Origin of the sequence: Micromonospora sp. NPDC049151, from assembly GCF_040648395.1 — a bacterium.
In the GTDB taxonomy this organism is placed as follows: domain Bacteria; phylum Actinomycetota; class Actinomycetes; order Mycobacteriales; family Micromonosporaceae; genus Micromonospora.
The window spans coordinates 196256-219058 of sequence record NZ_JBEZDP010000004.1 but is presented as its reverse complement, the minus strand read 5'-3'; the positions used below and the strand labels follow the sequence as shown (position 1 = coordinate 219058).

General features: G+C 74.1%; 19 protein-coding genes and 1 riboswitch. Of the genes, 7 read left to right on the top strand and 12 right to left on the bottom strand.

Annotation, left to right across the window (positions count from 1 at the left end; translation table 11 throughout):
* Positions 1-40 precede the first annotated feature (40 nt).
* A complete protein-coding gene (locus tag AB0B20_RS07485; protein ID WP_357468998.1) occupies positions 41-676 on the top strand; it encodes a metal-dependent phosphohydrolase in 636 nt (211 codons plus the stop codon).
* Here AB0B20_RS07485 and AB0B20_RS07480 read toward each other — a convergent pair.
* Complete coding sequence (locus AB0B20_RS07480; RefSeq protein WP_357468995.1) at positions 602-934, bottom strand: DUF4031 domain-containing protein; 333 nt, start codon at positions 932-934, stop codon at positions 602-604. The two genes, AB0B20_RS07485 and AB0B20_RS07480, sit on opposite strands and share 75 nt — an antisense overlap.
* A 33-nt stretch (positions 935-967) precedes the next feature.
* On the opposite strand from AB0B20_RS07480, the gene AB0B20_RS07475 reads away from it, so the two are divergent.
* The gene (locus AB0B20_RS07475) at positions 968-2368 is read left to right on the top strand and encodes an FAD-linked oxidase C-terminal domain-containing protein (RefSeq protein ID WP_357468992.1); all 1401 of its coding nucleotides are present in this window, start codon (positions 968-970) and stop codon (positions 2366-2368) included.
* On the opposite strand, the gene AB0B20_RS07470 is transcribed toward AB0B20_RS07475, so the two are convergent.
* Both AB0B20_RS07470 and AB0B20_RS07465 read right to left on the bottom strand, forming a co-directional pair.
* Entirely contained in the window at positions 2365-2862 is a 498-nt protein-coding gene (locus AB0B20_RS07470; RefSeq protein ID WP_357390139.1) for a hypothetical protein, read from the bottom strand. The two genes, AB0B20_RS07475 and AB0B20_RS07470, sit on opposite strands and share 4 nt — an antisense overlap.
* A 66-nt stretch (positions 2863-2928) precedes the next feature.
* On the bottom strand, positions 2929-4746 hold the full coding sequence (locus AB0B20_RS07465) for a glycerol-3-phosphate dehydrogenase/oxidase (RefSeq protein ID WP_357469073.1): 1818 nt from the start codon (positions 4744-4746) through the stop codon (positions 2929-2931).
* 68 nt (positions 4747-4814) lie between these two features.
* Here AB0B20_RS07465 and AB0B20_RS07460 point away from each other — a divergent pair, with 68 nt between their 5' ends.
* The 3 genes from AB0B20_RS07460 to AB0B20_RS07450 all read left to right on the top strand — a co-directional run bounded on the left by AB0B20_RS07460 (position 4815) and on the right by AB0B20_RS07450 (position 8492).
* Positions 4815-7214: a S8 family serine peptidase gene (locus AB0B20_RS07460; protein ID WP_357468989.1), complete on the top strand. Its 2400-nt coding sequence runs from the start codon at positions 4815-4817 to the stop codon at positions 7212-7214.
* A 44-nt stretch (positions 7215-7258) separates the two neighbouring features.
* The gene (locus tag AB0B20_RS07455) at positions 7259-8185 is read left to right on the top strand and encodes a GNAT family N-acetyltransferase (protein WP_357468986.1); all 927 of its coding nucleotides are present in this window, start codon (positions 7259-7261) and stop codon (positions 8183-8185) included.
* Between the two features lie 82 nt (positions 8186-8267).
* Positions 8268-8492, top strand: coding sequence for a hypothetical protein (locus AB0B20_RS07450; protein ID WP_357468983.1), 225 nt, complete (start codon positions 8268-8270; stop codon positions 8490-8492).
* A 68-nt stretch (positions 8493-8560) separates the two neighbouring features.
* Here AB0B20_RS07450 and groL read toward each other — a convergent pair whose 3' ends face one another.
* The 3 genes from groL to AB0B20_RS07435 form a co-directional block, all read right to left on the bottom strand.
* Positions 8561-10183, bottom strand: a complete 1623-nt coding sequence (groL, locus tag AB0B20_RS07445; protein ID WP_357390147.1) for a chaperonin GroEL — start codon at positions 10181-10183, stop codon at positions 8561-8563.
* A gap of 275 nt (positions 10184-10458) precedes the next feature.
* A complete protein-coding gene (locus AB0B20_RS07440; protein WP_357468980.1) occupies positions 10459-11829 on the bottom strand; it encodes a hypothetical protein in 1371 nt (456 codons plus the stop codon).
* Between the two features lie 113 nt (positions 11830-11942).
* Positions 11943-12146, bottom strand: a complete 204-nt coding sequence (locus AB0B20_RS07435; protein WP_013288855.1) for a cold-shock protein — start codon at positions 12144-12146, stop codon at positions 11943-11945.
* 218 nt (positions 12147-12364) lie between these two features.
* Here AB0B20_RS07435 and AB0B20_RS07430 point away from each other — a divergent pair, with 218 nt between their 5' ends.
* A complete protein-coding gene (locus AB0B20_RS07430) occupies positions 12365-12880 on the top strand; it encodes a GNAT family N-acetyltransferase (protein WP_357468977.1) in 516 nt (171 codons plus the stop codon).
* A gap of 70 nt (positions 12881-12950) precedes the next feature.
* Here AB0B20_RS07430 and paaN read toward each other — a convergent pair whose 3' ends face one another.
* The 3 genes from paaN to thrC form a co-directional block, all read right to left on the bottom strand.
* Positions 12951-14624 (bottom strand): phenylacetic acid degradation protein PaaN, encoded by a 1674-nt coding sequence (gene paaN / locus AB0B20_RS07425; RefSeq protein WP_357468974.1) that lies wholly within the window; start codon positions 14622-14624, stop codon positions 12951-12953.
* 53 nt (positions 14625-14677) lie between these two features.
* Positions 14678-15697, bottom strand: coding sequence for a GNAT family N-acetyltransferase (locus AB0B20_RS07420; RefSeq protein WP_357468972.1), 1020 nt, complete (start codon positions 15695-15697; stop codon positions 14678-14680).
* Positions 15698-16013: 316 nt separating this feature from the next.
* Positions 16014-17303 carry a threonine synthase gene (gene thrC, locus AB0B20_RS07415; protein WP_357468969.1) on the bottom strand — a complete coding sequence of 430 codons (1290 nt, stop codon included), beginning with the start codon at positions 17301-17303 and terminating at the stop codon, positions 16014-16016.
* Between the two features lie 13 nt (positions 17304-17316).
* Positions 17317-17449: riboswitch (SAM riboswitch) on the bottom strand.
* A 102-nt stretch (positions 17450-17551) separates the two neighbouring features.
* Between thrC and AB0B20_RS07410 the strand changes: the two genes are divergently transcribed.
* On the top strand, positions 17552-18238 hold the full coding sequence (locus AB0B20_RS07410) for a DUF4232 domain-containing protein (protein WP_357390159.1): 687 nt from the start codon (positions 17552-17554) through the stop codon (positions 18236-18238).
* Between the two features lie 55 nt (positions 18239-18293).
* On the opposite strand, the gene AB0B20_RS07405 is transcribed toward AB0B20_RS07410, so the two are convergent.
* The 3 genes from AB0B20_RS07405 to AB0B20_RS07395 all read right to left on the bottom strand — a co-directional run bounded on the left by AB0B20_RS07405 (position 18294) and on the right by AB0B20_RS07395 (position 22665).
* Positions 18294-18743 (bottom strand): DoxX family protein, encoded by a 450-nt coding sequence (locus tag AB0B20_RS07405; protein WP_357390161.1) that lies wholly within the window; start codon positions 18741-18743, stop codon positions 18294-18296.
* A gap of 149 nt (positions 18744-18892) precedes the next feature.
* Positions 18893-19801: an ABC transporter permease subunit gene (locus AB0B20_RS07400; RefSeq protein WP_357468966.1), complete on the bottom strand. Its 909-nt coding sequence runs from the start codon at positions 19799-19801 to the stop codon at positions 18893-18895.
* Positions 19801-22665, bottom strand: coding sequence for an alpha/beta fold hydrolase (locus AB0B20_RS07395; RefSeq protein WP_357390165.1), 2865 nt, complete (start codon positions 22663-22665; stop codon positions 19801-19803). Before AB0B20_RS07395 ends, AB0B20_RS07400 begins: the two co-directional genes overlap by 1 nt.
* Positions 22666-22803 lie beyond the last annotated feature (138 nt).

Sequence of the window (22803 nt, the reverse complement as noted above, 5' to 3'; positions counted from 1 at the left end):
GAATCCCCGGTCCACTGCCCGGTGGGGCAGACTGCACCCGGTGGACGACCTGAGGGCGCGGTGGCGGGACACGGCACGGGCGGCGGGCGCGACGGATCCGGCGGCGGCCGACCGGGCCGGCGTCCGGCTGCTGGCGGCCTGGCGGGAGCCGCACCGGCGCTACCACGACGAGGCGCACCTGCGCGCGGTGCTCGACGTGGTCGACGCGTACGCCGGTCTGGCCCGCGACGCGGACCTGGTCCGGCTGGCGGCGTGGTGCCACGACGCGGTCTACGACCCGCGCGCGGCGGGCGACGCCAACGAGCGGGCCAGCGCCGACCTGGCCGGCGAACTGCTGGCCGCCGCCGGGCTCCCGGCCGCGACGGTGACCGGGGTACGCCGCCTGGTGCTGCTCACCGCCGGTCACGCGGTCGGGCCGGACGACCCGGACGGCGCACTGCTGTGCGACGCGGACCTGGCGGTGCTCGCGGCCCCGGCGGAGCGCTACGACAGGTACGCCGCCGCGATCCGCGCCGAGTACGCGCACGTGCCCGAGCCGGACTTCCGCACCGGCCGGGCCGCCGTGCTGCGGCACCTGCTCGCCCTGCCGGCGCTCTACCGGCTACCCGAGCCGCACGCCCGCTGGGAGGCCCGGGCCCGGGCCAACCTGTCCCGGGAGCTGACCACGCTCAGCTGAGACGCGGTGCTTCGGCCGGCGCAGGCCGGCGTCCCGCAGCAGCCGGACGATCTCCCGCGACGGCACGACAGTGGCGCCCAGCCAGACCGCCGCCCGGAACCGCTCGGCGGGCAGGTCGTAGTGATCGCGGTCGAAGCCACGCCGGGGCGCGCCGAGCAGCTCGGCGAACGCGTGCAGCTCGGCGTACGACACGTCGCTGATCAGGTGCGACCAGAGCCGGCCACGCCAGGGCACGGTGGGCGGGTCCAGGTAGAGCACGGCAACAGACGGTACGCCGGTAGCCTTCCCGGCATGGCCGCCCATCCCCTGCTCGACGACCTGCGGGCCGCGCTCGGCGACGCCGCCGTGCTGACCGATCCGGACCTGCTGGCCGGGCACGAGCGCGACGAGGCCGACCTGTGCGACTCGGGTACCCCGCTGGTGGTGGTGCGTCCCCGCGGCACCGATGAGGTGGTGGCGGTGGTCCGTGCGGCCGGCCGGCACGGCGTACCGGTGGTGCCGCAGGGCGCGCGGACCGGGCTGGCCGGCGCGGCGAACGCGGTCGACGGCGCGGTGGTGGTGAGCACCGTGGCGATGGACCAGGTCCGGGAGATCGACCCGGTGGGCCGGATCGCCGTGGTGCAGCCGGGCGTGGTGAACGCGGCGCTGGCCCGCGCGGTACGGGAGCACGGCCTCTGGTATCCGCCGGATCCCGGCTCGTGGGAGTCGTCCACGATCGGCGGCAACGTGGCCACCAACGCCGGTGGCATGTGCTGCGTGAAGTACGGCGTGACCAGCGAGTACGTGCTGGGCCTGGAGGTGGTGCTCGCCTCCGGCGAGGTGCTGCGCACCGGGCGGCGCACCGCCAAGGGGGTCGCCGGGTACGACCTGACCCGCCTCTTCGTGGGCTCGGAGGGCACGCTCGGCGTGATCACCGAGGTGACTGTGGCGTTGCGTCCGGCCCCGGAGGAGTCGCTGACCCTGGTCGCGGTCTTCCCCACGGTGGCGGCGGCAGGTGGCGCGGTCGCCGGGATCGCCGAGCGCGGGCTCACGCCGAGCCTGCTGGAACTGCTGGACCGCACCCATCTGCTGGCTATCGAGGCGTACCGGCCGATGGGTCTGCGCACCGACGCCGAGGCGCTGCTGCTCGCGGCGGTGGACACCGGCTCCCGGGCCGCCGACGACCTGGCCCGGCTGGCCGAGGTGTGCACCGCGGCGGGTGCCGACGAGGTCTACGCGGCCACCGACGCGACCGAGGCCGCCGCCCTGCTCCAGGCGCGTCGGCTGGCCCACCCGGCGATGGAGCGGTTCGCGGCGCAGACGTTCCCGGGCGGCAACGGCGGCCTGGTCATCGACGACGTGGCGGTGCCGCGCGGCCGGCTCGCGGAGCTGCTCGACGGGGTGGCCGGGATCGCCGAGGCGTGCCAGGTGCCGATCGGGGTGGTCGGGCACGCCGGCGACGGCAACATGCACCCGAACATCGTGGTCGACCGGGCGGATCCGGCGAGCCTGGCCCGGGGCCGGCGGGCCTTCGACGAGATCATGCGGCTGGGGCTGGAACTGGGCGGCACCTGCACCGGGGAACACGGCGTCGGGCTGCTCAAGCGGGACTGGCTGGCCCACGAGATCGGCCCGGTGGGCGTACGCGTGCACCAGGCGATCAAGGCGGCGCTGGACCCGGCGGGGCTGTTCAACCCCGGGAAGGTCTTCTAGCCCTTGTCCTCGGCCGGCGTGGCCTGGGTGACGAGCAGCAGCACGTCGTAGGCGACCTTCGGCTTGGGCTCGCCCGGGCAGTCCTGGATGGTGACCGTCAGGTCCGGCGGCACGAGCAGCGTCGACGTCAGCACACCGATGCAGCCCTGCTTGTAGCCGCGGGCCTGGTCGGTCTCCTTCGCGATCGCCGGGTCCGCGAGCATCCGCTGGAGCCGCTTCGTCTGCTCCGGGTTCAGCGTGCCGGTGGCGTCCACGCCGTCACCGGCGCAGTCGCGGCACTGCCAGCGGCCGGACGGGTCCACGTCGAGGTGGCGGACCGGGCCGTCGCCGAGCCGCTGCACCAGGGAGACGCGCCTGCCGTCCGGGGTCGGAGCGGCAGCGCCCGCCGCCCCGGGTGTCGTGGCACCCTCGGCCCGGCCGAAGGAGCAACCGGTCAGAGCCAGCAGGACCACGGCGGACAGGGCGGGGAGGCGCAACCAGGACGGGCGGACCACGCCGGGAAACCTACACTTCCGTAGGTAGCGCGCACTACCGGCCGAGCGGCCCGGGTCGGGGATCCCCTACCTGGGGGAGGCCGGAAGTTCAACGCCCGGGCCGTCGGTTCCCCGGTCGGCCGCGAACCCGCGTACGTCGGGCGCGCCGAGGCGGGCCGCGTCGGCAGCGATGTCGTCCGGCATGAGCTGCGACTCCCGCTCGGCCAGCACCCGCGCCCGGTAGTGGGCGACCTCCCGGTCCCGGGTCGCCGCGTCCCAGCCGAGCACCGCGCCCATCAGCTCCGCGGCGTGCTCCGCCGACTCCAGGCCGCGGTGGCTGGTCTCGATCGAGATCCGGGTACGCCGGGTCAGCACGTCCTCCAGGTGCAGCGCGCCCTCGGCGCGGGCGGCGTACGTCACCTCGGCGGCCAGGTATTCGGGTGCGCCGGCCAGCGGCGAACCGAGCAACGGATCGGCGTCGACCAGGGCGAGCAGGTCGAGGGTGAGCGTGCCGTAGCGCTCCAGCAGGTGCTCGACCACCCCGACCGCCACCCCGTGCCGGCGGGCCAGGTCGGCCCGGTCCCGCCACATGGCCGCGTACCCGTCGGCGCCGAGCAGCGGCAGGTCGGCGGTACGCGAGGAGCGGGCCCGGCCGAGCCGGTGCATCGCGCGGTCCACCACGTCGGAGGCCATCACCCGGTAGGTGGTGTATTTCCCGCCCGCCACCAGCAGCAGGCCGAGCATCGGCTCCACCACGGCGTGCTCGCGGGACAGCTTGGAGGTGGAGTCCGCCTCGCCGGCCAGCAGCGGGCGCAGCCCGGCGTAGACGCCCTCGATGTCGGCGGTGGTCAGCGGCCGGTCCAGCACCATGTTGACCTGCGACAGCAGGTAGTCGATGTCGCTCGCGGTGGCGGCCGGGTGGGACCTGTCGAGTTGCCAGTCCGTGTCCGTGGTGCCGATGATCCAGTGCCCGCCCCACGGGATCACGAACAGCACGCTCGTCGCGGTACGCAGGATCAGGCCGGTCTCGCCGACGATCGCCGAGCGGGGCACCACCAGGTGCACCCCCTTGGAGGCGCGGACCCGCAGCTTCGGGCGCAGCCCGACGTCGTTGAGCATCCGCGACATGTCGTCGCTCCACACACCGGTGGCGGCGATCACGGTGCGGGCGCGTACCTCGAACTCGGCGTCCGGCGAGCCGGCGGGCGCCTCCAGGTCGCGGACGCGCACGCCGGTGACCTCCCGGGCCTGGCGGATCAGGCCGACCGCGCGGGCGCTCGTCACCACAGTCGCGCCGAGGCTGGCCGCGGTGCGCGCCAGCGTCACCACCAGGCGGGCGTCGTCGACCTGGCCGTCGTAGTAGCGGATCGCGCCGGCCAGCTTGTCCGGCCGCAGGCTGGGGAAGATCCGCCGGGCGCCCTCGCGGGTGAGGTGCCGGTGCAGCGGCATGCCCCGCCCGCCGCCGAACACCCCGGCGAACGCGTCGTACGCGGCCACGCCGAGGCCGTAGTAGGAGCGGCGGAAGAACCGCCGGGGCAGGTCCCGCGCACCGCCCTCGGCGGGCAGCGGCACCAGGATCGGCACCGGCCGGACCAGGTGCGGTGCGAGCCGGGTGGCGAGCAGCCCGCGCTCGGTCAGCGCCTCGTGGACCAGGTGGAACTCCAACTGCTCCAGGTAGCGCAGGCCGCCGTGGATCAGCTTGCTGGATCGGCTGGACGTGCCGGCGGCGTAGTCACGCGCCTCCACGAGTGCGACCTTCAGCCCTCGGGACGCGGCGTCGAGCGCGGCGCCCGCTCCGGTCACGCCACCGCCGATGACCAGCACGTCGAACCGCTCGGCCCGGAGCCGGCGCAGGTCGTCGGCGCGGCGCTCGGCGGAGAGCCGGCCGGCCGTGGATCGGGACACACTCGGGTCACGCACCAGTCAACGGTAACCGTCCAGGGCGCGCGGCGACACGGCCCGGCCGTACCGTGATGACCATGCTGACCGGTCCGCCGCTCGTCCCCGTACCGCCGTCGCCACCGCGTCCGAGCGGGCCGTGGCCGGTCGTCGCGGCGGTGGCGACCGGGGTGTGGATCGTGCTGCTCACCGTGCCGGGCCAGATCATCGGCTGGCTGGCCGACCAGGTGGCGCTGGTGACCGGCACGGACCGGCCGGTGGTGGCGTGGCCGGTGGTCGCGGTGGCGACGGTGCTGCTGGCCGGCGCACCGGCGCTGGCGCTGGCGCTCGCGCCGCGTTCCCCGGCGCTGCGGGCGACCGGCCGGGCCTGGACCTCCGCCGTGGTGGCGCTCGGCGCGACCACGCTGCTGCGGGCGGTGCCGCCGGTGCACCACGAGGCGTACCTGGCCGCGCTGGCGATCACCGGCGCGGTGCTCGCGCTCGTCGCCGCCCGCCTCGGCCGCGTCCGGCCACCGGTCGTCGTGGACACGGTCCCGGAGGGCCGGTTCGGGCCGGTGTCGCTGCTCGCGGTCGCGGCCGGGCTGGCCGTGCTGCTGCCGTGGCCCTGGGTCGGCGCGCTGGGCGGTGCGCTGGAGACGCTTCTCGCCGGACTGGCCGCCGCCGCGCTGGGCGCGCTCGCCGGGGTGCTGCTCGGCACCGGTTTCTGGGCCTCGTTCGGGCCCGGCCCGGCCCGGCTGGTGCTGGTCGGCGGCCTGGTCGCGGGCGTCGCGCTGACGCCGCTCGCGGCCGGCGCCGGGCAGTCGGGCGTGCAGTTGCCGGCGCTGCTCCTGCTGCCGCCGCTCGGTTTCGTGCTGGCCGCACTGGAGGCGGCGGCCCGCCACGCGGGCCGGCCGGCCGGGCCCGCGCCGGCACGCTGGCTGGTAGGGCTCGCCCTGGTGGGACCGCTCGCCTTCACCGACCCGGAGGAGATCAGCATCCTGCTGGCCACCACCCGCGACACGCCGTTCTGGGTCGCGGTGGGCACCGGCGTGACGTTCGCCGTCGCGGTCGTCCTCGCCGTCGGGTACGGCGTCCTGCTCGCCCGGTCCCGCGCCCGCGCGCCCCGGCGCGGCCCGGCCGCGCTGGCCGCCGCCGCGCTGCTCGCCGCCGTCGCCGTGGTGTACGTCGTCCCCGGCCAGCCCGGACTGTACGGCGAGCGGCTACTGGTGGTGCTGCGCGAGCAGGCCGAGCTGACCGGCCTGCCGGCCGGCACGCCGGGCCGGGCCGGGCGGGACGCCCGGGCGACGGAGGTCTACCGGCGGCTGGTGGCGACAGCCGACCGCACGCAGGACGACCTGCGCGGCACGCTGACCCGGATGCGGCTGAACCCGACGCCGTACTACCTGGTCAACGCGATCGAGACGGACGGCGGGCCGGCGGTGCGCGCCTGGCTGTCCAGCCGCCCCGAGGTGGCCCGGGTGCTGGTCAGCCAGCGGGTGCGCCCGCTGCCCGCGCCCGCCCCGCAGGCGCGCGGCGACCTGCCGGCCCCGGCCGGGCCGGCCTGGAACATCTCACTGATCGGCGCGGACCGCGTCTGGTCGGATCTCGGGGTCACCGGGTCCGGTGTGGTGGTGGGCAGCTCCGACTCCGGGGTGGACGGCCGGCACCCGGCGCTCGCGGGCGGCTTCCGGGGCGGCGACGACTCCTGGTACGACCCGTGGGAGGGCCGCCGCGCCCCGGCCGACAGGGGTGGCCACGGCACCCACACGCTCGGCAGCGCGGTCGGCCGGGACGGGATCGGGGTCGCGCCCGGCGCGAGCTGGGTCGGCTGCGTCAACCTGGACCGCAACATGGGCAGCCCGGCCCGCTACCTCGACTGTCTCCAGTTCATGCTGGCCCCGTTCCCGCCGGGCGGGAACCCGCTCACCGACGGCCGGCCCTCCCGCGCCCCGGACGTGCTGACCAACTCGTGGGGCTGCCCGCCGGTGGAGGGCTGCGACCCGGGCGCGCTGCGACCGGCGACCGCCGCGCTGACCGCCGCCGGCATCCTGGTGGTCGCCGCCGCCGGGAACACCGGCCCGTCGTGCGGCTCCATCGCCGACCCGCCCGCGCCGTACCCGGACGTGCTGACCGTCGGGGCGGTGGACCGGCAGCGCCGCGTCACCGCCTTCTCCAGCCGGGGCCCGGCACCGGACGGCAAGGACAAGCCGGACCTGGTCGCCCCCGGCGCCGATGTGGTCTCGGCGATGCCGGGTGGCGGGTACGCGGCCCTGGACGGCACCTCGATGGCCACGCCGCAGGTGGCGGGCGTGGTGGCGCTGATGTGGTCGGCGAACCCGGCACTGATCGGGGACCTGGAGCGGACCCGGGCGATTCTGCGCGACACCGCCCGGCCGGTCGCGTCGCCCACCGACGCGTGCGGCGGACCGGGTGACGTCTCCGGCGCCGGGCTGGTCGACGCGTACGCGGCGGTGCGCGCGGCCACGACCGGTTAACAACCCTGTCCATTGACCTGCCGTATGCCCTAGGGTCGGCGTCCATGGACGTGGGGATCATCGAGCTGGGCCGGGACCGGCTGCCCGAGATGGTCGAGCTGTGCCGGCTGTCGCTCGACCTGCCGGAGGACGCGGCCGAGGCGTCAGCGGTGGTGGCCACCGTGGCGGAGCGGGCCGACGCCGACCGCCCGGTGCTGCGCCTCGGCGCGGTACGCGACGGCGCGCTGGCCGGCGTACTCGTCGGGTCGCTGTCGGCGGCGGATCCGCGCCTCGGCCACGTCGACCTGATCGCGGTCGCGCCGACGGAACGCCGTCAGGGCGTGGGCCAGGCGCTGCTGGGCGAGGCGGAACGGCGGCTGGGCGCGCTCGGGGCGGCCGAGGTGCTGCTCGCCGGGAACCCGCCGCACTACGCCTGGCCGGGCATCGACGTGCGCTACACGCCGGCGGTCTGCGCCGCGCTGCGGCTCGGCTACCGGCAGGACCGTACCGCCTGGAACATGACCGCCGACCTGGCCGAGGGGTCGGCGGCGCTGCGCTCCACCGAGGCCGCCGAGCAGCGACTGGCCGGGCGGGGCGTGACGGTACGCCGCGCGACCCCGGACGACCTGCCGGCGCTCACCGCGTTCGCCAGGTCCACGTTCGGCGGCACCTGGGACGGCGAGCTGGCCGGTTCGGTCGGGCGGCCGGACGCGGGCGCGCACCTCGCCGAGCGCGACGGCGCGATCCTCGGGTTCGCCGCGTACGGGTCGGCCCGGCCGAGCTGGTTCGGGCCGATGGGCACCGCGCCGGAGGCGGAGGGCTCCGGTATCGGCGGCGTGCTGTTGCGCCGCTGCCTGCGCGACCAGGCGGCGGCCGGGATCGGCGCGGCGCAGATCGGCTGGGTGGGGCCGGTGCCGTTCTACTCGAACGCGGCCGGGGCCCGGATCGAGCGGGTGTTCTTCCTCTACCGGAAAGCCATAAGCGGCGCATAGACGCCAATAGCGCCATTCGGCCTCCTTCGTCATCGACCGGGCTCTACGGTCGGGCTCTACGTCGGGGCAGAGGAGGCGGTGCATGACCACGAATGACGAACGGGCCGAGGATCCGGCCGACGAGCGTCCCGCCCAGCTCCCGTTCGACCGGCTCGACATCGGCGACGCCGAGCAGCTCGCCGAACGCAGCGGCGCGGACCGGCAGCCGGTGGAGGAGCCACGGCAGCCGGTGGACGAGCCGAGGCGGCTGCCACCGCCGTACGACAGGGCGCACAAGCGGCGCAACCAGCGCCGGCTGCCCACCTGACGGGTACGCGGAAGGGGGCGGACCGCTGACGCGGCCCGCCCCCTTCGGCGTACTGGATGGAGCTGGACTCAGAAGTCCATCTCCCCGCCACCCGGGCCAGCCGGGGCGGCCGGGGTCTTCTCCGGCTTGTCCGCCACGACGGCCTCGGTGGTGAGGAACAGCGCGGCGATCGAGGCGGCGTTCTGCAGGGCGGAACGGGTCACCTTGGCCGGGTCGATGATGCCCGCGGCCAGCAGGTCGACGTACTCGCCGGTCGCGGCGTTGAGGCCGTGACCCGGGTCGAGGTTGCGGACCCGCTCGACGACGACGCCACCCTCCATGCCGGCGTTGACGGCGATCTGCCGCAGCGGGGCGTCCAGCGCGACCTTGACGATCTGCGCGCCGGTGGCCTCGTCGCCGGCCAGGTCCAGCTTGTCGAAGGCGGTCTTGCCGGCCTGCACCAGCGCGACGCCACCACCCGGGACGATGCCCTCCTCGACGGCGGCCTTCGCGTTGCGGACGGCGTCCTCGATGCGGTGCTTGCGCTCCTTCAGCTCGACCTCGGTGGCCGCGCCGACCTTGATCACCGCAACACCGCCGGCCAGCTTGGCCAGACGCTCCTGCAGCTTCTCCCGGTCGTAGTCGGAGTCGCTCTTGTCGATCTCGGCCCGGATCTGGTTCACCCGGCCCTGGATCTGGTCGGCGTCGCCGGCACCGTCGACGATGGTGGTCTCGTCCTTGGTCACCACGACCTTGCGGGCGCGGCCCAGCATCTCGAGGCCGGTCGCGTCCAGCTTGAGGCCGACCTCCTCGCTGATGACCTGGCCACCGGTGAGGATGGCGATGTCGGTCAGCATGGCCTTGCGGCGGTCACCGAAGCCCGGCGCCTTGACGGCGACCGACTTGAAGGTGCCACGGACCTTGTTGACCACCAGGGTGGCCAGGGCCTCGCCCTCCAGGTCCTCGGCGATGATCAGCAGCGGCTTGCCCGACTGCATGACCTTCTCCAGGATCGGGAGCAGGTCCTTCACCGACGAGATCTTGCTGTTGACGATCAGGATGTACGGGTCGTCGAAGACGGCCTCCATACGCTCCGGGTCGGTCATGAAGTAGGCGGAGATGTAGCCCTTGTCGAAGCGCATGCCCTCGGTGAGCTCGAGCTCCAGGCCGAAGGTGTTGCTCTCCTCGACGGTGATGACACCTTCCTTGCCCACCTTGTCCATCGCCTCGGCGATGATCTCGCCGACGCTGGGGTCGGCGGCGGAGATGGAGGCGGTGGAGGCGATCTGCTCCTTGGTCTCCACGTCCTTGGCGAGCTTGAGCAGCTCCTCCGAGACGCTGGCCACGGCCGCCTCGATGCCCCGCTTCAGGGCCATCGGGTTGGCGCCGGCGGCCACGTTGCGCAGACCCTCACGGACCAGGGCCTGGGCCAGGACGGTCGCCGTCGTCGTGCCGTCACCGGCGACGTCGTCGGTCTTCTTCGCGACCTCCTTGACCAGCTCGGCGCCGATCTTCTCGTACGGGTCCTCGAGCTCGATCTCCTTGGCGATGCTCACACCATCGTTGGTGATGGTGGGGGCACCCCACTTCTTCTCGAGCACGACGTTGCGGCCCTTGGGGCCGAGCGTCACCTTCACGGCGTCGGCGAGCTGGTTCATGCCCCGCTCGAGGCCGCGGCGCGCCTCTTCGTCGAACGCGATCATCTTGGCCATACGGCGTTGTCCTCCTGGACACTCACGGGCCACCCGGGATGCCCGGATGGGCCGTCTGGTGTACGCACCTTGGGGACGTCGCCACCTGGCGACGACGACGTCTCCTCGGTCGGGCCGGACAGCCCGCGACGACCGGCCTCGTACCGCTCCGGTGCCACCTGGGACACCGGTGCGGCCGTGGCCCTACCGCCCCGACCTTCTGGCACTCACCGTACGCGAGTGCCAATGACTTGTTTAGCACTCTCCCTAGCCGAGTGCAAGCACGACAGCCCCGCTCAGCCGAGTTCCGCCGCCAGCTGGGCCGCGCTCACCGGGCCTTCCTGGGCCCGTTGCTCGGCGTACGTGACGACCAGCCCCACCTGCTGCGCAAGGTAGGCCGGGACAGCCACCACGGCGCTGAGAACGGTCATCGTCACCGCGCCGATCGCGGTGCCCACCGCACCCAACGGCTCGACCCCGAACACCGCCGTGTTGATCCCGCTCAGCACGACGTCCAGCAGCGCCGCCGCGACCAGCGCCGCCACCACGAGCATGACCCGGCCCAGCACCATGAGGAACCGGCTGTGGAACAACCGCCACGACCGCCCGACCGGGTCACTCCGCTCGAACAGGTAGACCGGACCGAACAGGACGAGCGCGACGGCGACGTAGACGCCGGGCAGCAGGCAGAAGCAGGCGCCGAGCGTGACCAGCAGCGACACCACGATGGTCCAGCCCCAGAGCCCGAGGGCACGGCTCAGCCCGTACCGGAGGGCGGCACCGAGCCCGGCCGGCTCACCGGCCGCCTGCCGGGTCATCACCCAGGTTCCCGCCGCCCAGCCCATCGCCTGGAGCGCGCCGAAGATCAGCCCGGCGAACAGGATCGTGCCGTAGAAGCCGAGCGTCTGCTGCCAGAAGCCCTCCGGCAGCCTCGGTGAGCCGTCCGGCGCGGTCGCCATCTGCCCGTCGGGGGCGACGAGGAGCGTGAGGACGCCGATCACCGCCGCCGGGAGGACCTGGGTGAGCAGCACGATCGGCACGAGCTGCCGCCAGCCGCGCCGCAGCGCTCCCCAGCAACGGGCGAACCAGGGGCCGATGCCCGCGTGCGGCGGGTTGACGAGCGGGTCCTGCGGGTTGATGCCGGAAGGCCAGCCGCCGGGCATCGGGTAGGCGGCGCCGGGCATCGGATGCGGCGGGTACCCGGGGCCGGGCCAGCCCGCCTGCGGAGCACCGCTCGGGTGGCCCGGCGTGGGGTAGCCGGGCATCGGGGGGTAGCCGGAGGGCGGGACGGCACCCGGCGCGGTCCAGCCGGACTGGGCGCCCCAGCCCGGGGTCGGGGTGCCGTGTGATCCGCTCTGGCCCGGCGGGTACGTGGCGGGCGGACCGCCTCCACCGGGCGGGGTGGCCGGGTCGGCGGGCGCGGCCGGGCCGGGCGGGTTCGGGTGGGGGGGCTGCGCTCCGGACCCGGGTTGCTGCGGAATGCTCGGGCCGTAGCCGGTCTGGTCGGCCCACGGATCGGCGGGTGCCGGGTCGGGAGCGGGCACGGACGGCCCGGTGGCCCTCGACGACGTCGGATCGGTGGCCGGGGGCGCGGTCGGGTCGGCCGGTGGACCGGACGGCGTCGGCGGCACCGGTTCGGCGGGACCCGGCGGAGGCAGATCGGACACGAGCCCTCCTCAGCGGCTACGGCTGGAACGGCTCTCGATCTTCCACTGTGCGCGCTCGCACCGCAGCCCCCCGATCGGCGGACCCGGCTGCGGAACCGCCCGGCGGGCGGAGGTCAGGCGATGACGCGGACGCGCTCGGCCTGCGGACCCTTCTGCCCCTGCGCGATCTCGAACTCGACCCGCTGGCCGTCGTCGAGCGCCTTGTAGCCGTCCATCTCGATCGCGGAGAAGTGGACGAAGACGTCCTGCCCGCCGTCGACGGCAATGAAGCCGTAGCCCTTTTCGGCGTTGAACCACTTCACGGTGCCCTGTGCCACGGTGCACTTCCTCACTCTGCGCGGCGTTCCAAGACCCGGAAACCGGCGGACCGGCACCGGCGGTGCACAGGCTCAGCAATCGGCGATGCTGAATTCAGTGACCGAAATCGCACGCTACACGAGGCGTGACGACGGCGCACGACCACAAATCGGGCATATTCCGGGGGTTGGATGGCCCGGTCGCACACGCGCGCCGGGCCGTCCGGTATGCATGCGGCATGACCAGCGCGACCACCATGACCACCGTCCGCCGGGTCCGGCCGGAGGACGCCGCACGGATGCGGGCGCTCCGGCTGGAGATGCTGGCCGACGCCCCGCTGGCGTTCCTGGAGACAGTGGCCGAGGCCGCGGCCCGGCCGCACACCGAGTTCGCGGCCCGGATCGCGGCCGTCTCCCGTGGCGACCACACCGCGCAGTTCGTGGCCGACCCGGGCGGCCGCCTGGTCGGCCACGCCGGCGGCACCGCCGCGCCGGACGAGCCGGGCCTGACGCTCGTCTACGCGGTCTACGTGACACCGGCCCGGCGGGGCAGCGGCCTGCTCGCCGCGCTCGTCGACGAGGTGGCCGCCTGGTCGCGCGCCTGCGGGCGGCCCGAGCTGATGATGGAGGTGGTGGTCGGCAACGACCGCGCCTACCGGGCCTATCAGAAGCTGGGCTTCGTGGACACCGGGGTACGGGTGCCGCACCCCCGCATCACCGGTCTGTACGAACTCCAGATGCGCCGCCCCGCGTGAGGCCGACCGGGCGCAGTTGTTAAAAGGGGGCCCCTCCTCTACCGGAGGCGTTAAGAAGGGGCCCCTCCTTTCAGGAGTGGCGGCGGCTCTGGACGATGCGGAACCGGTTCGCGACGTACGCGCCGTCGGTGAGCGCCGAGTTGGCCGCCGCGTTCGCACCCGAGCCGTGGAAGTCGGAGAACGCCGCCGACTGGTTGACGAACACCCCGCCGGTCAGGTTGCAGGACAGGTGCACCCCGGCGTCGATCGCCGCCGCCTCGGCCGCGTCCAGCACCGCCTCGTCGGTCGAGTAGACGCCGGCGGTCAGCGCGCCCTTCTCCCCCACCGTCTCGCGCATGATGCGCAGGCTGTGCTCGGTCGAGTCGGTGGCGATGGCGAACGAGATCGGGCCGAACCACTCCCGCGAGTAGATCGCGGTGTCGGACGCGTCCAGCTTCACCACCGTCGGCGTACGCACCACGGCGCCGGGGAAGGACGGGTGCTCGACGGTGCGCGACTCCAGCACCGGCTCGCCGACCTTGGTGACCTCCTCCAGCCGCTCCAGCACGCCGTCGTTGACGATCGCGCCGGTCAGCTCGACGCCCCGGGCCGGGTCGGCGGTCAGCTTGGCGACCGCGCCCGCGATCCCGGCGGCCACCTCGTCGAAGCTCTTGTGCCCCTGGTCGGTCTCGATTCCGTCGCGCGGGATCAGCAGGTTCTGCGAGGTGGTGCACATCTGGCCGCTGTAGAGGGTGAGCGTGAAGCCCAGGTTGCGGCACAGCCCGGCGAAGTCGTCGGTGGAGTCGATCACCACCGTGTTCAGGCCGGCCTTCTCGGTGTAGACGGCGGCCTGCCGGGCGTTCGCCTCCAGCCAGTCGCCGTACTCGGTGGAACCGGTGAAGTCGACGATCCTCACGGCCGGGTGCAGGGCGAGCGTGGTGGCGAGCTTCTCGCCGTCCGTCTCGGTGGCGAGCTGCACCAGGTTCGGGTCGAACCCGGCCTCGGCGAGCACCTGGCGGGCGTACCTGACGGTGATCGCCAGCGGCAGCACCGCCCGCGGGTGCGGCTTGACCACCACCGGGTTGCCGGTGGCGAGCGAGGCGAACAGACCGGGGTACGAGTTCCAGGTCGGGAACGTGTTGCAGCCGATGACCAGCGCGACCCCGCGCGGCACCACGTGGAACGTCTTCGTCATCCGCAGCGGGTCGCCCTTGCCGGCGGCCTTCTCCCACCCGGCGGTCCCCGGGTGGCGGGTCATCTCCGCGTACGCGTACGCGACCGCCTCCAGGGCCCGGTCCAGCGCGTGCGCGCCACCGGCCTGGAACGCCATCACGAACGCCTGGCCGCTGGTGAACTGCACCGCGTTCGCCAGCTCGAAGATGTTCCTGTGCAGCCGGTCCAGGATCTCCAGGCAGACACCGACCCGGGCCTGTGGGCCGGCGTCACGCCAGGCGGGCAGCGCGGCGCTCGCGGCGGACACCAGCTGGTCGGCGCCCGCGTGCGGGTAGCGCACGTCCAGCGCCAGCCCGAACGGGCTGACCTCGGTGGCCACTGTGGTGCCGTCACCGGCCTGGTCGAGCGGGAAGTCGCCACCCAGGTACGCCTCGAAGGCGGCCTTGCCGTCGGCGGCGGCGGTCTCGCCGTACACCCGGGGGCTGGGCGACTCGGGGTAGGCCGACCAGTACCCGCGCTCCGCGATGGCGGTCAGCGCCCGGTCGAGGGTCTCGCGGTGCCTGTCGTACAGGGGGTGCGGGGTCTCCGTCATGCCCGCCATCATGCAACAGAAAGGCACCAGATCAGTAGGGGCGTGTCACAACTTTAGATCGTCAGCTGCCAGTCGACGGAACCGGCGGCCGGGCGGTACCCGAGCTGGTCGTTGATCGCGACCATGTGCCGGTTCGCCGCCGCGTTCCAGGTGTCGACGGCCCGCAACGCCGGTTCGTGCGCCAGCGCGTACGCCAGGTTCCCGGCCTTGCAGAGCAGGCCGAGCCGGTGGCCGCGGTGGTCGGGGTCGACCAGGGTGATCTGCTGCCAGGCATGGTCGGTGCTGCTCGCGTCAATGCTGAGCTGCGTCCACCCGACCAGGCGGCCGGTCGCCTCGTGCACCACGCCGGTGTTGTAGCGGCGTACGCCCCGGGCGTCCAGCGCCCGCTCCGCGTCGCGTACCCGCGCCGCGTCCACCTGCTCCGGCTCCCAGTCCAGCTCGCCCATCGGGGCGTCGAGCAGCAGCCGGCCGTCCAGGTAGGCGACGTCCGCGACGTACTCCTCGGGGGTGTGGTCGCGCCACCGCACCGGCCGGTAACCGGTCGCCGCGGCGCGGGCTCCGGCCAGCAGCGCGGCCAGCCGGTCGCGGTCGAGCCCGGCCACGTCGAGGCGGCGGCGGACGTCGGCCAGCGCCGGCTTGGCGCCCATGGCGGCGGCGAACGCGGCACCGGGGAAGACCCGGCCCTCCTCGCCGGGCAGCGCGGCGGTGGTCGAGCCGACAAGGCGTTTGCCGCCGTGCTCGCGGAGCAGCCGCACGCCGTGCTCGTGCAGCACGCGGCCGATGCCGCGCCGCCGGTACGCCGGGTCGACGGTCAGTTCGACGGTCGCGTTCTCGGTGTTCTCGATCGTGTGCAGGTGCAGCCGGAGCCAGCCCACCGGCAGGCCGTTCAGGCGGGCAACGAGCCAGCGTCCCTCGATGCCGGGCATCGGGTGCGACAGCAGCGCCTCGAAGCGGCGGCGGCAGATCGGCGGGAGGTCCGGCTCGTCGACGGCCTGGGCGGCACAGGCGATCCGGTACGCCGCGTCGAGCGTCTGCCGGTCGTCGGGATCAAGCGGCGTCACGGTCAGCGTCATGTCACCCAGGGTGCGCCGGACACAGCGAAGGGGCCAGCCGTTTTCCGCTGGCCCCTTCGGACGTTGGTCGGGAGGGACGTCCGCACAACGCCTCCGGCGTTGGGTCGCAAGAACTTGAAAAGTCTCCGGCGGATGCCCTCCCGCACGAAGCATCTTGCGCCGTCCGGTTCCTGCCGTCAAGTCCTTGAGGGCGGCTTTCTGGCACTCAGCGCACATCACCGGTTACCCACCGGTCTCACCCGATCCCCCACCCGGGCGAGCCGTCCTCCCCCACCCGGCCACCCCGGCCCGGCCGGGGTGGCGGGAGAAGGGACCGTCAGGCGAGGAGGCCGGCGTCGCGGGCGGCGCGCAGGCTGGGCTTGATGCGGTGGGTGGGGCCGACCTCGCCGGCCACCGCGTCGAGCGTCTTCAGGCCCTCGCCGGTGTTGAAGACGACGGTCTCGGCGGCCGGGTCGAGCCGCCCCGACTCCACCAGCTTGCGCAGCACCGCGACAGTCACGCCGCCCGCCGTCTCGGCGAACACCCCCGTGGTACGGGCGAGCAGCCGGATGCCGGCGCGGATCTCGTCGTCGTCGGCGTAGTCCATCCAGCCGCCGGTACGGCGTACCGCCTCCAGCGCGTACAGCCCGGCCGCCGGGTCGCCGATGTTCAGTGACTTGGCGATGCCGGTCGGCTTGACCGGCGTGATCGTGTCGGTGTCACCGTGCAGCGCGGTGGCGATCGGGTTGCACCCGGCCGACTGCGCGCCGAACACCTTCCAGCCACCGGCCGGTGCCTCGACCAGCCCGATCTCGACCAGCTCGGCGAACGCCTTGTCGATCTTGGTGAGCAGCTCGCCGCTGGCCATCGGGATGACCACCTGGGCCGGGATACGCCAGCCGAGCTGCTCGGCCACCTCGTAGCCGAGCGTCTTGGAGCCCTCGGCGTAGTAGGGCCGCACGTTCACGTTGACGAACGCGGTGTCCTCGAACTCGTCGGTCTCCACCAGCTCGCCGCAGAGCCGGTTCACGTCGTCGTACGAGCCGTCGATGGCGACCAGGTCGCCGCCGTAGACGGCGGTGGTGACGACCTTGCCCTGCTCCAGGTCACCGGGGATGAAGACGATCGACGGCACGCCCGCCCGGGCCGCGTGCGCGGCGACGGAGTTGGCGAGGTTGCCGGTGGAGGCGCAGGCGTAGCGGGTGAAGCCGAGCGACCGGGCCGCGGTGAGCGCCACCGAGACCACCCGGTCCTTGAACGAGTGGGTGGGGTTCGCGCTGTCGTCCTTGACCCAGAGCGGCGCGGTGAGCCCCAGCTCGGCCGCCAGGTGCGGGGCGGCCACCAGCGGGGTCAGCCCCGGGTCGAGCGTGACCCGGGTGGCCGGGTCCTGACCGGCCGGCAGCAGCGGCGCGTACCGCCAGATGTTCTCCGGGCCGGACTCGATCTGCTCGCGGGTGACGGTGGCCAGGGCGGCGGTGTCGTAGTCGACCTCCAGCGGCCCGAAACACTCGTAACAGGCGTGCTGTGCGGCCAGCGGGTACCGCGCCGAACAGGCGCGGCAGACCAGGGCGCGGGCCGGGCTGAGGGTGGTGTCGATACCGGTGGCGACGGGAAGCGTCGACGTCATGTCGAGGAGGTTCCTCTCATCTTTCCCCGCATCGCCGGGTGCGGCGGGGACGGAATTGGCACCTGCCCGCTGTCGCTCGTCGTCGAGCGTGCGGGTGGTTGCCGGGGCGTCTTCGGGCCGTATCCCTCAGCCCCTCTGGATGAGGTATTCAGTTGTGCCGCCGAGTCTATGCGCTGCTCACGGCCGTGCCACCCGGGGATCCCACGCTGTGGGCACCGTCCGGGCCCGCCGGGTGGCATGATCACCGGATGCGCGGATCGGCACGCCTGGCCGGGGCCCTCACCGGCGTGACGCTGCTGGCCGCCTGCGCCCCGGCGCGGGGACCCGCCGACCGGCGGCTGCCCGACCCGCCGCCGTCCGCGGCAGGCGTCGACCCGCTGACCACGGTGCCACCGCGGCCCGGCGCTCCCACGGCCGACCCGAGGCCCGCCGCCACCTGCTCCCCGGAGGGCATCGCCATCACCGAGCTCGGGGTGAGCGCCGCGATGGGGTTGCGGGCGATGGGGCTGGAGCTGGTCAACTGCGGCGACCGGCCGTACGAGCTGCGCGGCTATCCGGCGGTGACGCTCCGGGACGCCGACGGCGACCCGATCAGGGTGCGGGTCATTCCGGGTGCCGCCCCGATCACCTCCGGCTTCGACCAGCCGCCCACCCGGATCGTGCTGGCTCCCGGCGAGCGGGCCGGCGCGGCGCTGATCTGGCGGAACCTGGTCACCGACGCGACAGTGGTGGCCACCGACGGCACCGAACTCGACGTCGCCCCGGTGGCCGGCCGGCCCGCGTACCCGGTGGCCCTGGACGGGCCGATCGACCTCGGCAACACCGGCCGGCTGGGCGTCAGCGCGTGGAAGCGCCAGAAGCCCGGTGCGGCCACCGGCACGCCCACGCCGGCCGTACCACCGCCGCCCACGACCCCGCCGGTCAACCCGCTGTAGAACCGGAGGCCGGTACGGGCGCTGCCGTACCGGACTCCGGTTCGCCGGTGCGGACTCAGGCCGGGACCGAGGCCGTCGGGACCGCCGCGGGCTCGGCGGTGGTGGCACGACGCCGGGCGAGCAGCGCGTCGAGCGCCCAGTTTCCCGGGCCGAGCACTGCCACGAGCAGGAACGACCAGCAGAAGAGCGCGGCCAGCTCGCCGCCGTTGCGGATCGGCAGCAGGCCGTGGGGCTGGTGCACCACGAAGTACGCGTACGCCATCGAGCCGGAGGCGAGCAGCGCGGCCGGACGGGTGAGCAGGCCGACGAGGACCAGCACGCCGCAGACGAGCTGGATCAGCGCCGCCCACCAACCGGGCCAGGTGGCGAACGGGACGGCCTCGCCGGAGCCTCGGTTGCCGCCGAGGACGCCGAATATCGACGCCGCGCCGTGGCATAGGAACAGCAACCCCACAACAACGCGGAACAGGGACAGGACAGGGCCGCTGAGCTGGGTCGGAATCATGTGTGACCTCCTGGGGCGGGTGTTTGACGGCTCCAGGATGGCGATCACATGTATCGATGTTAATCAATTTCTTTGCAGGCGGGACAATTGCATGGGAACGCTCCCATGATATGGGCGGACGCGCCAATGCGGGTACCCCGGCGGTCACCTCAGCTGGTGACGTCCTTGCGGGTGAAGCGCCAGAAGGCCAGGCTCCAGAACAACGTGGCGTAGACGATTGCCGAGAACGCGCCCTTGACGACGTCGTCGGTCTGCATCGGCGTGGACAGCAACCCCAGCCAGGCGCTGCTGTAGTGGGTGGGCAACAGGTTCCGCAGCCCGCCCAGCGCGGTGATCTGGTCCAGGATGCTGGACAGGATCCACAGCAGCACCGCGCCACCGACCGCGCCGAGCGCGGCGTCGGTGGTCACCGACAGCAGGAACGCCAGCCCGGCCACCACCAGCAGCACCACCGCCAGATAGCCGAGCACGCCGAGCAGCCGCAACAACCCGTCCGCCGGTGCCAGCTCGGCCGAGACCTGGCTGCTCAGCGGCTTCCAGCCGTACCGCAGGGTGCCGGCCAGCAGCGCGGTGCCGGCGAGCAACAGCAGGGCCAGCCCGGAGTACGCGAGCGCGACGACCAGCTTCACCGCGAGCAACCGGGCCCGGGGCACCGGCACGGCCAGCAGGTAGCGCAGGCTGCCCCAGCTCGCCTCGCTCGCCACCGTGTCACCGCAGAACAGCGCGACCACCACGACCAGCAGGAACGACGCGGACACCAGGATCGAGAACAGGGTGAAGTTGAGCCCGCCCGAGGTCGCCAGGTCGGCCAGGCTGGAGAACTCGCCCCGCCCGCCGCCGTCGTCGTCCCCGGCGTCGAACTGGAACGCCACCAGGATGATCAGCGGCAGCAGCACCATGAACCCCAGCGCGAGCTGGGTACGCCGGCGCGACGCCTGCCGCCGGAACTCCGCGGCGAACGGGAGCGTGGCCGAGGGCCGGTAACCGGCCGCCGCGCCGCCCGCGCCGGGCCCGGACGTGCCGCCACCAGGCGACGATGCCACAGACGAACCCGCCATCACCGGTCCCCGCTTCCCCGAGAGTTCTCGCCCACCAAAGCGAGGAACGCGTCCTCCAGGCGGCGCCGGGGCACCACCCGGTCCACCCCGATACCGGCGCGGACCAGTTCGGCCACCACCTCGCTGCGGGCGGTGCCGTTGGTGTCGACCACCAGCCCGCCGTCGCCGTCGGGCAGCACCCGTACGCCGTCGAGCCGGTCGAGCACCGTCCGCGCCGCATCAGGGTCGCTCACCTCGAACAGCACGCTCGGCGACTCGCCGACGATCTCCTCCACCGGGCCGGACGCCACGATCCGCCCCTTGTTCACCACCACCGCGTGCGTGCAGGTCTGCTCCACCTCGGCCAGCAGGTGGCTGGAGACCAGCACCGCCCGGCCGTCCGTGGCGTAGCGCTGGAGCACCCGGCGCATCTCGGCGATCTGCGGCGGGTCCAGCCCGTCCGTCGGCTCGTCCAGCACCAGCAGCTCGGGCAGGCCGAGCATGGCCTGGGCGATGGCCAGCCGCTGCCGCATGCCGTGGCTGTACTTCTTCGTCCGCCGGTGCACCGAGTCGCCCAGGCCGGCGATCTCCAGCGCCTGGTCGAAGTGCGCGTCCTCCCACGGCCGGCCGGTCGCCCGCCAGTACGCCTTGAGGTTGTCCAGCCCGGACAGGTGGGGCAGGAAGCCCGGCCCCTCGACCAGCGCGCCGATCCGGGAGAGCACCGGCGAGCCGGGCACCAGCCGGTGACCGAAGACGTAGATCTCCCCGGCGGTGGGCTGGGTCAGCCCCATCAGCACCCGCAGCGTCGTGGTCTTGCCCGCGCCGTTGGGCCCGAGCAGGCCGACCACCTGGCCGGGGTGCACCTCGAAGTCGACGTCGGAGACCGCGACGAAGCCGTCCGCGTACTCCTTGCGCAGGTTGCGCACGGCGAGCGGGACGCCCGCGTACTCCGGGTGCACGGAGTCGTCCTGGCGGCGGTGCCGGCGGCGGGTGAGCAGCACGACCACGACGAGCCCGGCCGCGATCGCGGCCAGCAGGCCGGCCAGCGCCCAGCGCCAGATCGCCGCCGTGGTGGGGATCGGCGCGGCGTCGACGGTGGGCAGCGTCAGCGGCCCGTCGGCCAGCGCCACCGTGTGCACGGCCGGTTCGGCCGGCGAGGCGTACGCCTGGTCCGACGTCGCCACCACGAGCCGCAGCCGGTGCCCGGCCTCGACCCGCCGGACGATCCCCGGCAGCGTGACGGTGACCGGCGTGGCCGCCTCGACGGTGGGCGGCAGGCCGGTCAGGCGCACCGGCGCGACCAGGCCGGACGGCAGCGTCGCGGCGCCCTGCGGGTCGACGTCGTAGAGCTTCACGAACAGCACCGCCTCGCCGGTCGCGGAGGCGGCCCTGATCCGCACGGTGGGCGCGCCCACCACGTCCACCGGCTCGTCCAGCGGCGCGGACTCGAAGCGGGCGTGCTGGCCGGGGATGTCACCGGCCACGCCGTCCAGCAGCGAACCGAGCGCGCCAGCGAACGGCACCGAGGAGATCGCCGCCGGGTTGCCGTTGGGCGGTACGGCGACCGGCTGGGGCGGACCGGCGAGCGTCACCTCGCGGCGGCCCTCACCGGTCAGGCCCGGATAGTCGGCGGTACGGAAGCCGGTCGCCACCAGGCCCCGGTCCAGCGCGTCGAACCCGGCGATCCGGGAGAACGTGAACGTGTCGCCGGGCGCCGCCCCGTCCCCCTTGACGTAGTGGTCGAGCCACTGCGCGGTCAGGAACTTCACCCGGTCGGAGTCGGAGGTGGGTCCGGAGCCGCCGTCGTGGCCGCCGGTGAACCAGGCGACCCGCACCGGCGTGCCGGCGGCGGCGATGCCCCGGGCGTTGGCGTCCGCCTCGGCCAGCGGGAACAGCGTGTCCGCCTCGCCCTGCACCAGCAGCGTCGGCGACTTGATCCGGTCCAGCACGCCGGCCGGTGACGACCGGCGCAGCAGCTCGACCGCCGCCGCGTCGGCTCGGCCGGTGGTGGCGATGCGCAGGTACGCGGCGCAGACGTCGGCCGCGAAGCGCCCGCACGCCGGGTCGGCGGCGCCGGCTGGCGCGCGACCGGAACCGGTGCCCGGCCCGGCGCCCGGCTGCGGGCTCGGCGGGCCGGCCGACTCGGGAGCGCCCTCCGGCGCGGCGGCGGTGGCCCCGGAGAGCCCGGCCGGGCCGGAGCCGGCGTTTCCGCCGCCGCCGAAGAAGATGCCGGCCCAGCCCTTCTTGAACACGCCGTCGGCAGGCTGCCGGCCGCTGCTCTCCGGCAGGAAGGCGCGGGACAGGTCGTTCCAGGTGATCATCGGGACGATCGCGTCGATCCGCTGGTCCTGCGCGGCGAGCAGCAGCGCCAGGCCGCCGCCGTACGAGCCGCCGACCACGCCGACCCGGGGGTCGCCCGGCGAGTCGAGGCGGATGTCCGGGCGCGCGGCGAGCCGGTCGAGCAGGCGCTGCGCGTCCCGCACCTCGTAGTCGGGGTTGTCCAGGTGGATCTGACCGCCGCTGCGCCCGAAACCGCGGGCGGTCCAGGTGAGCACCGCGTACCCACGGGCGACCAGGTCCTCGGCGTCCGGGCGGACCGAGTCCTTGGTGCCACCGAAGCCGTGCGCCAGCAGCACCGCCGGCACCCGCTTCGACGCCGACGCGTCCGCCGGCAGGTATAGCGTCGTGTCCAGATCGACCGGCTCGTCGCCGGAGGGCCCGGAACGCACTGTCACAGTCGTCGACTCGGTCCGGAAGTCCGCGCCGCGCGGCCGGGCCGTCCAGACCAGCGCGGCGGCGACGAGAACGATCACCACCACTGCGGCGACGGTGCGGCGCGGACGGCCGGCCAGGGCGCGCCGGAGCCGCGCGGCGGTTGATCTCATGCGGCACACGGTACGGGCCGGCGGCTGAGCATTCGCTGAGATCCGCCGTACGTCTGTCCGGTTGCACCGTTCGTCGCGTGGCGTCCCTCATCCGCCAAAGGTCCAGAGCATCCCAGCGAGACGTATTCGGATCATGTG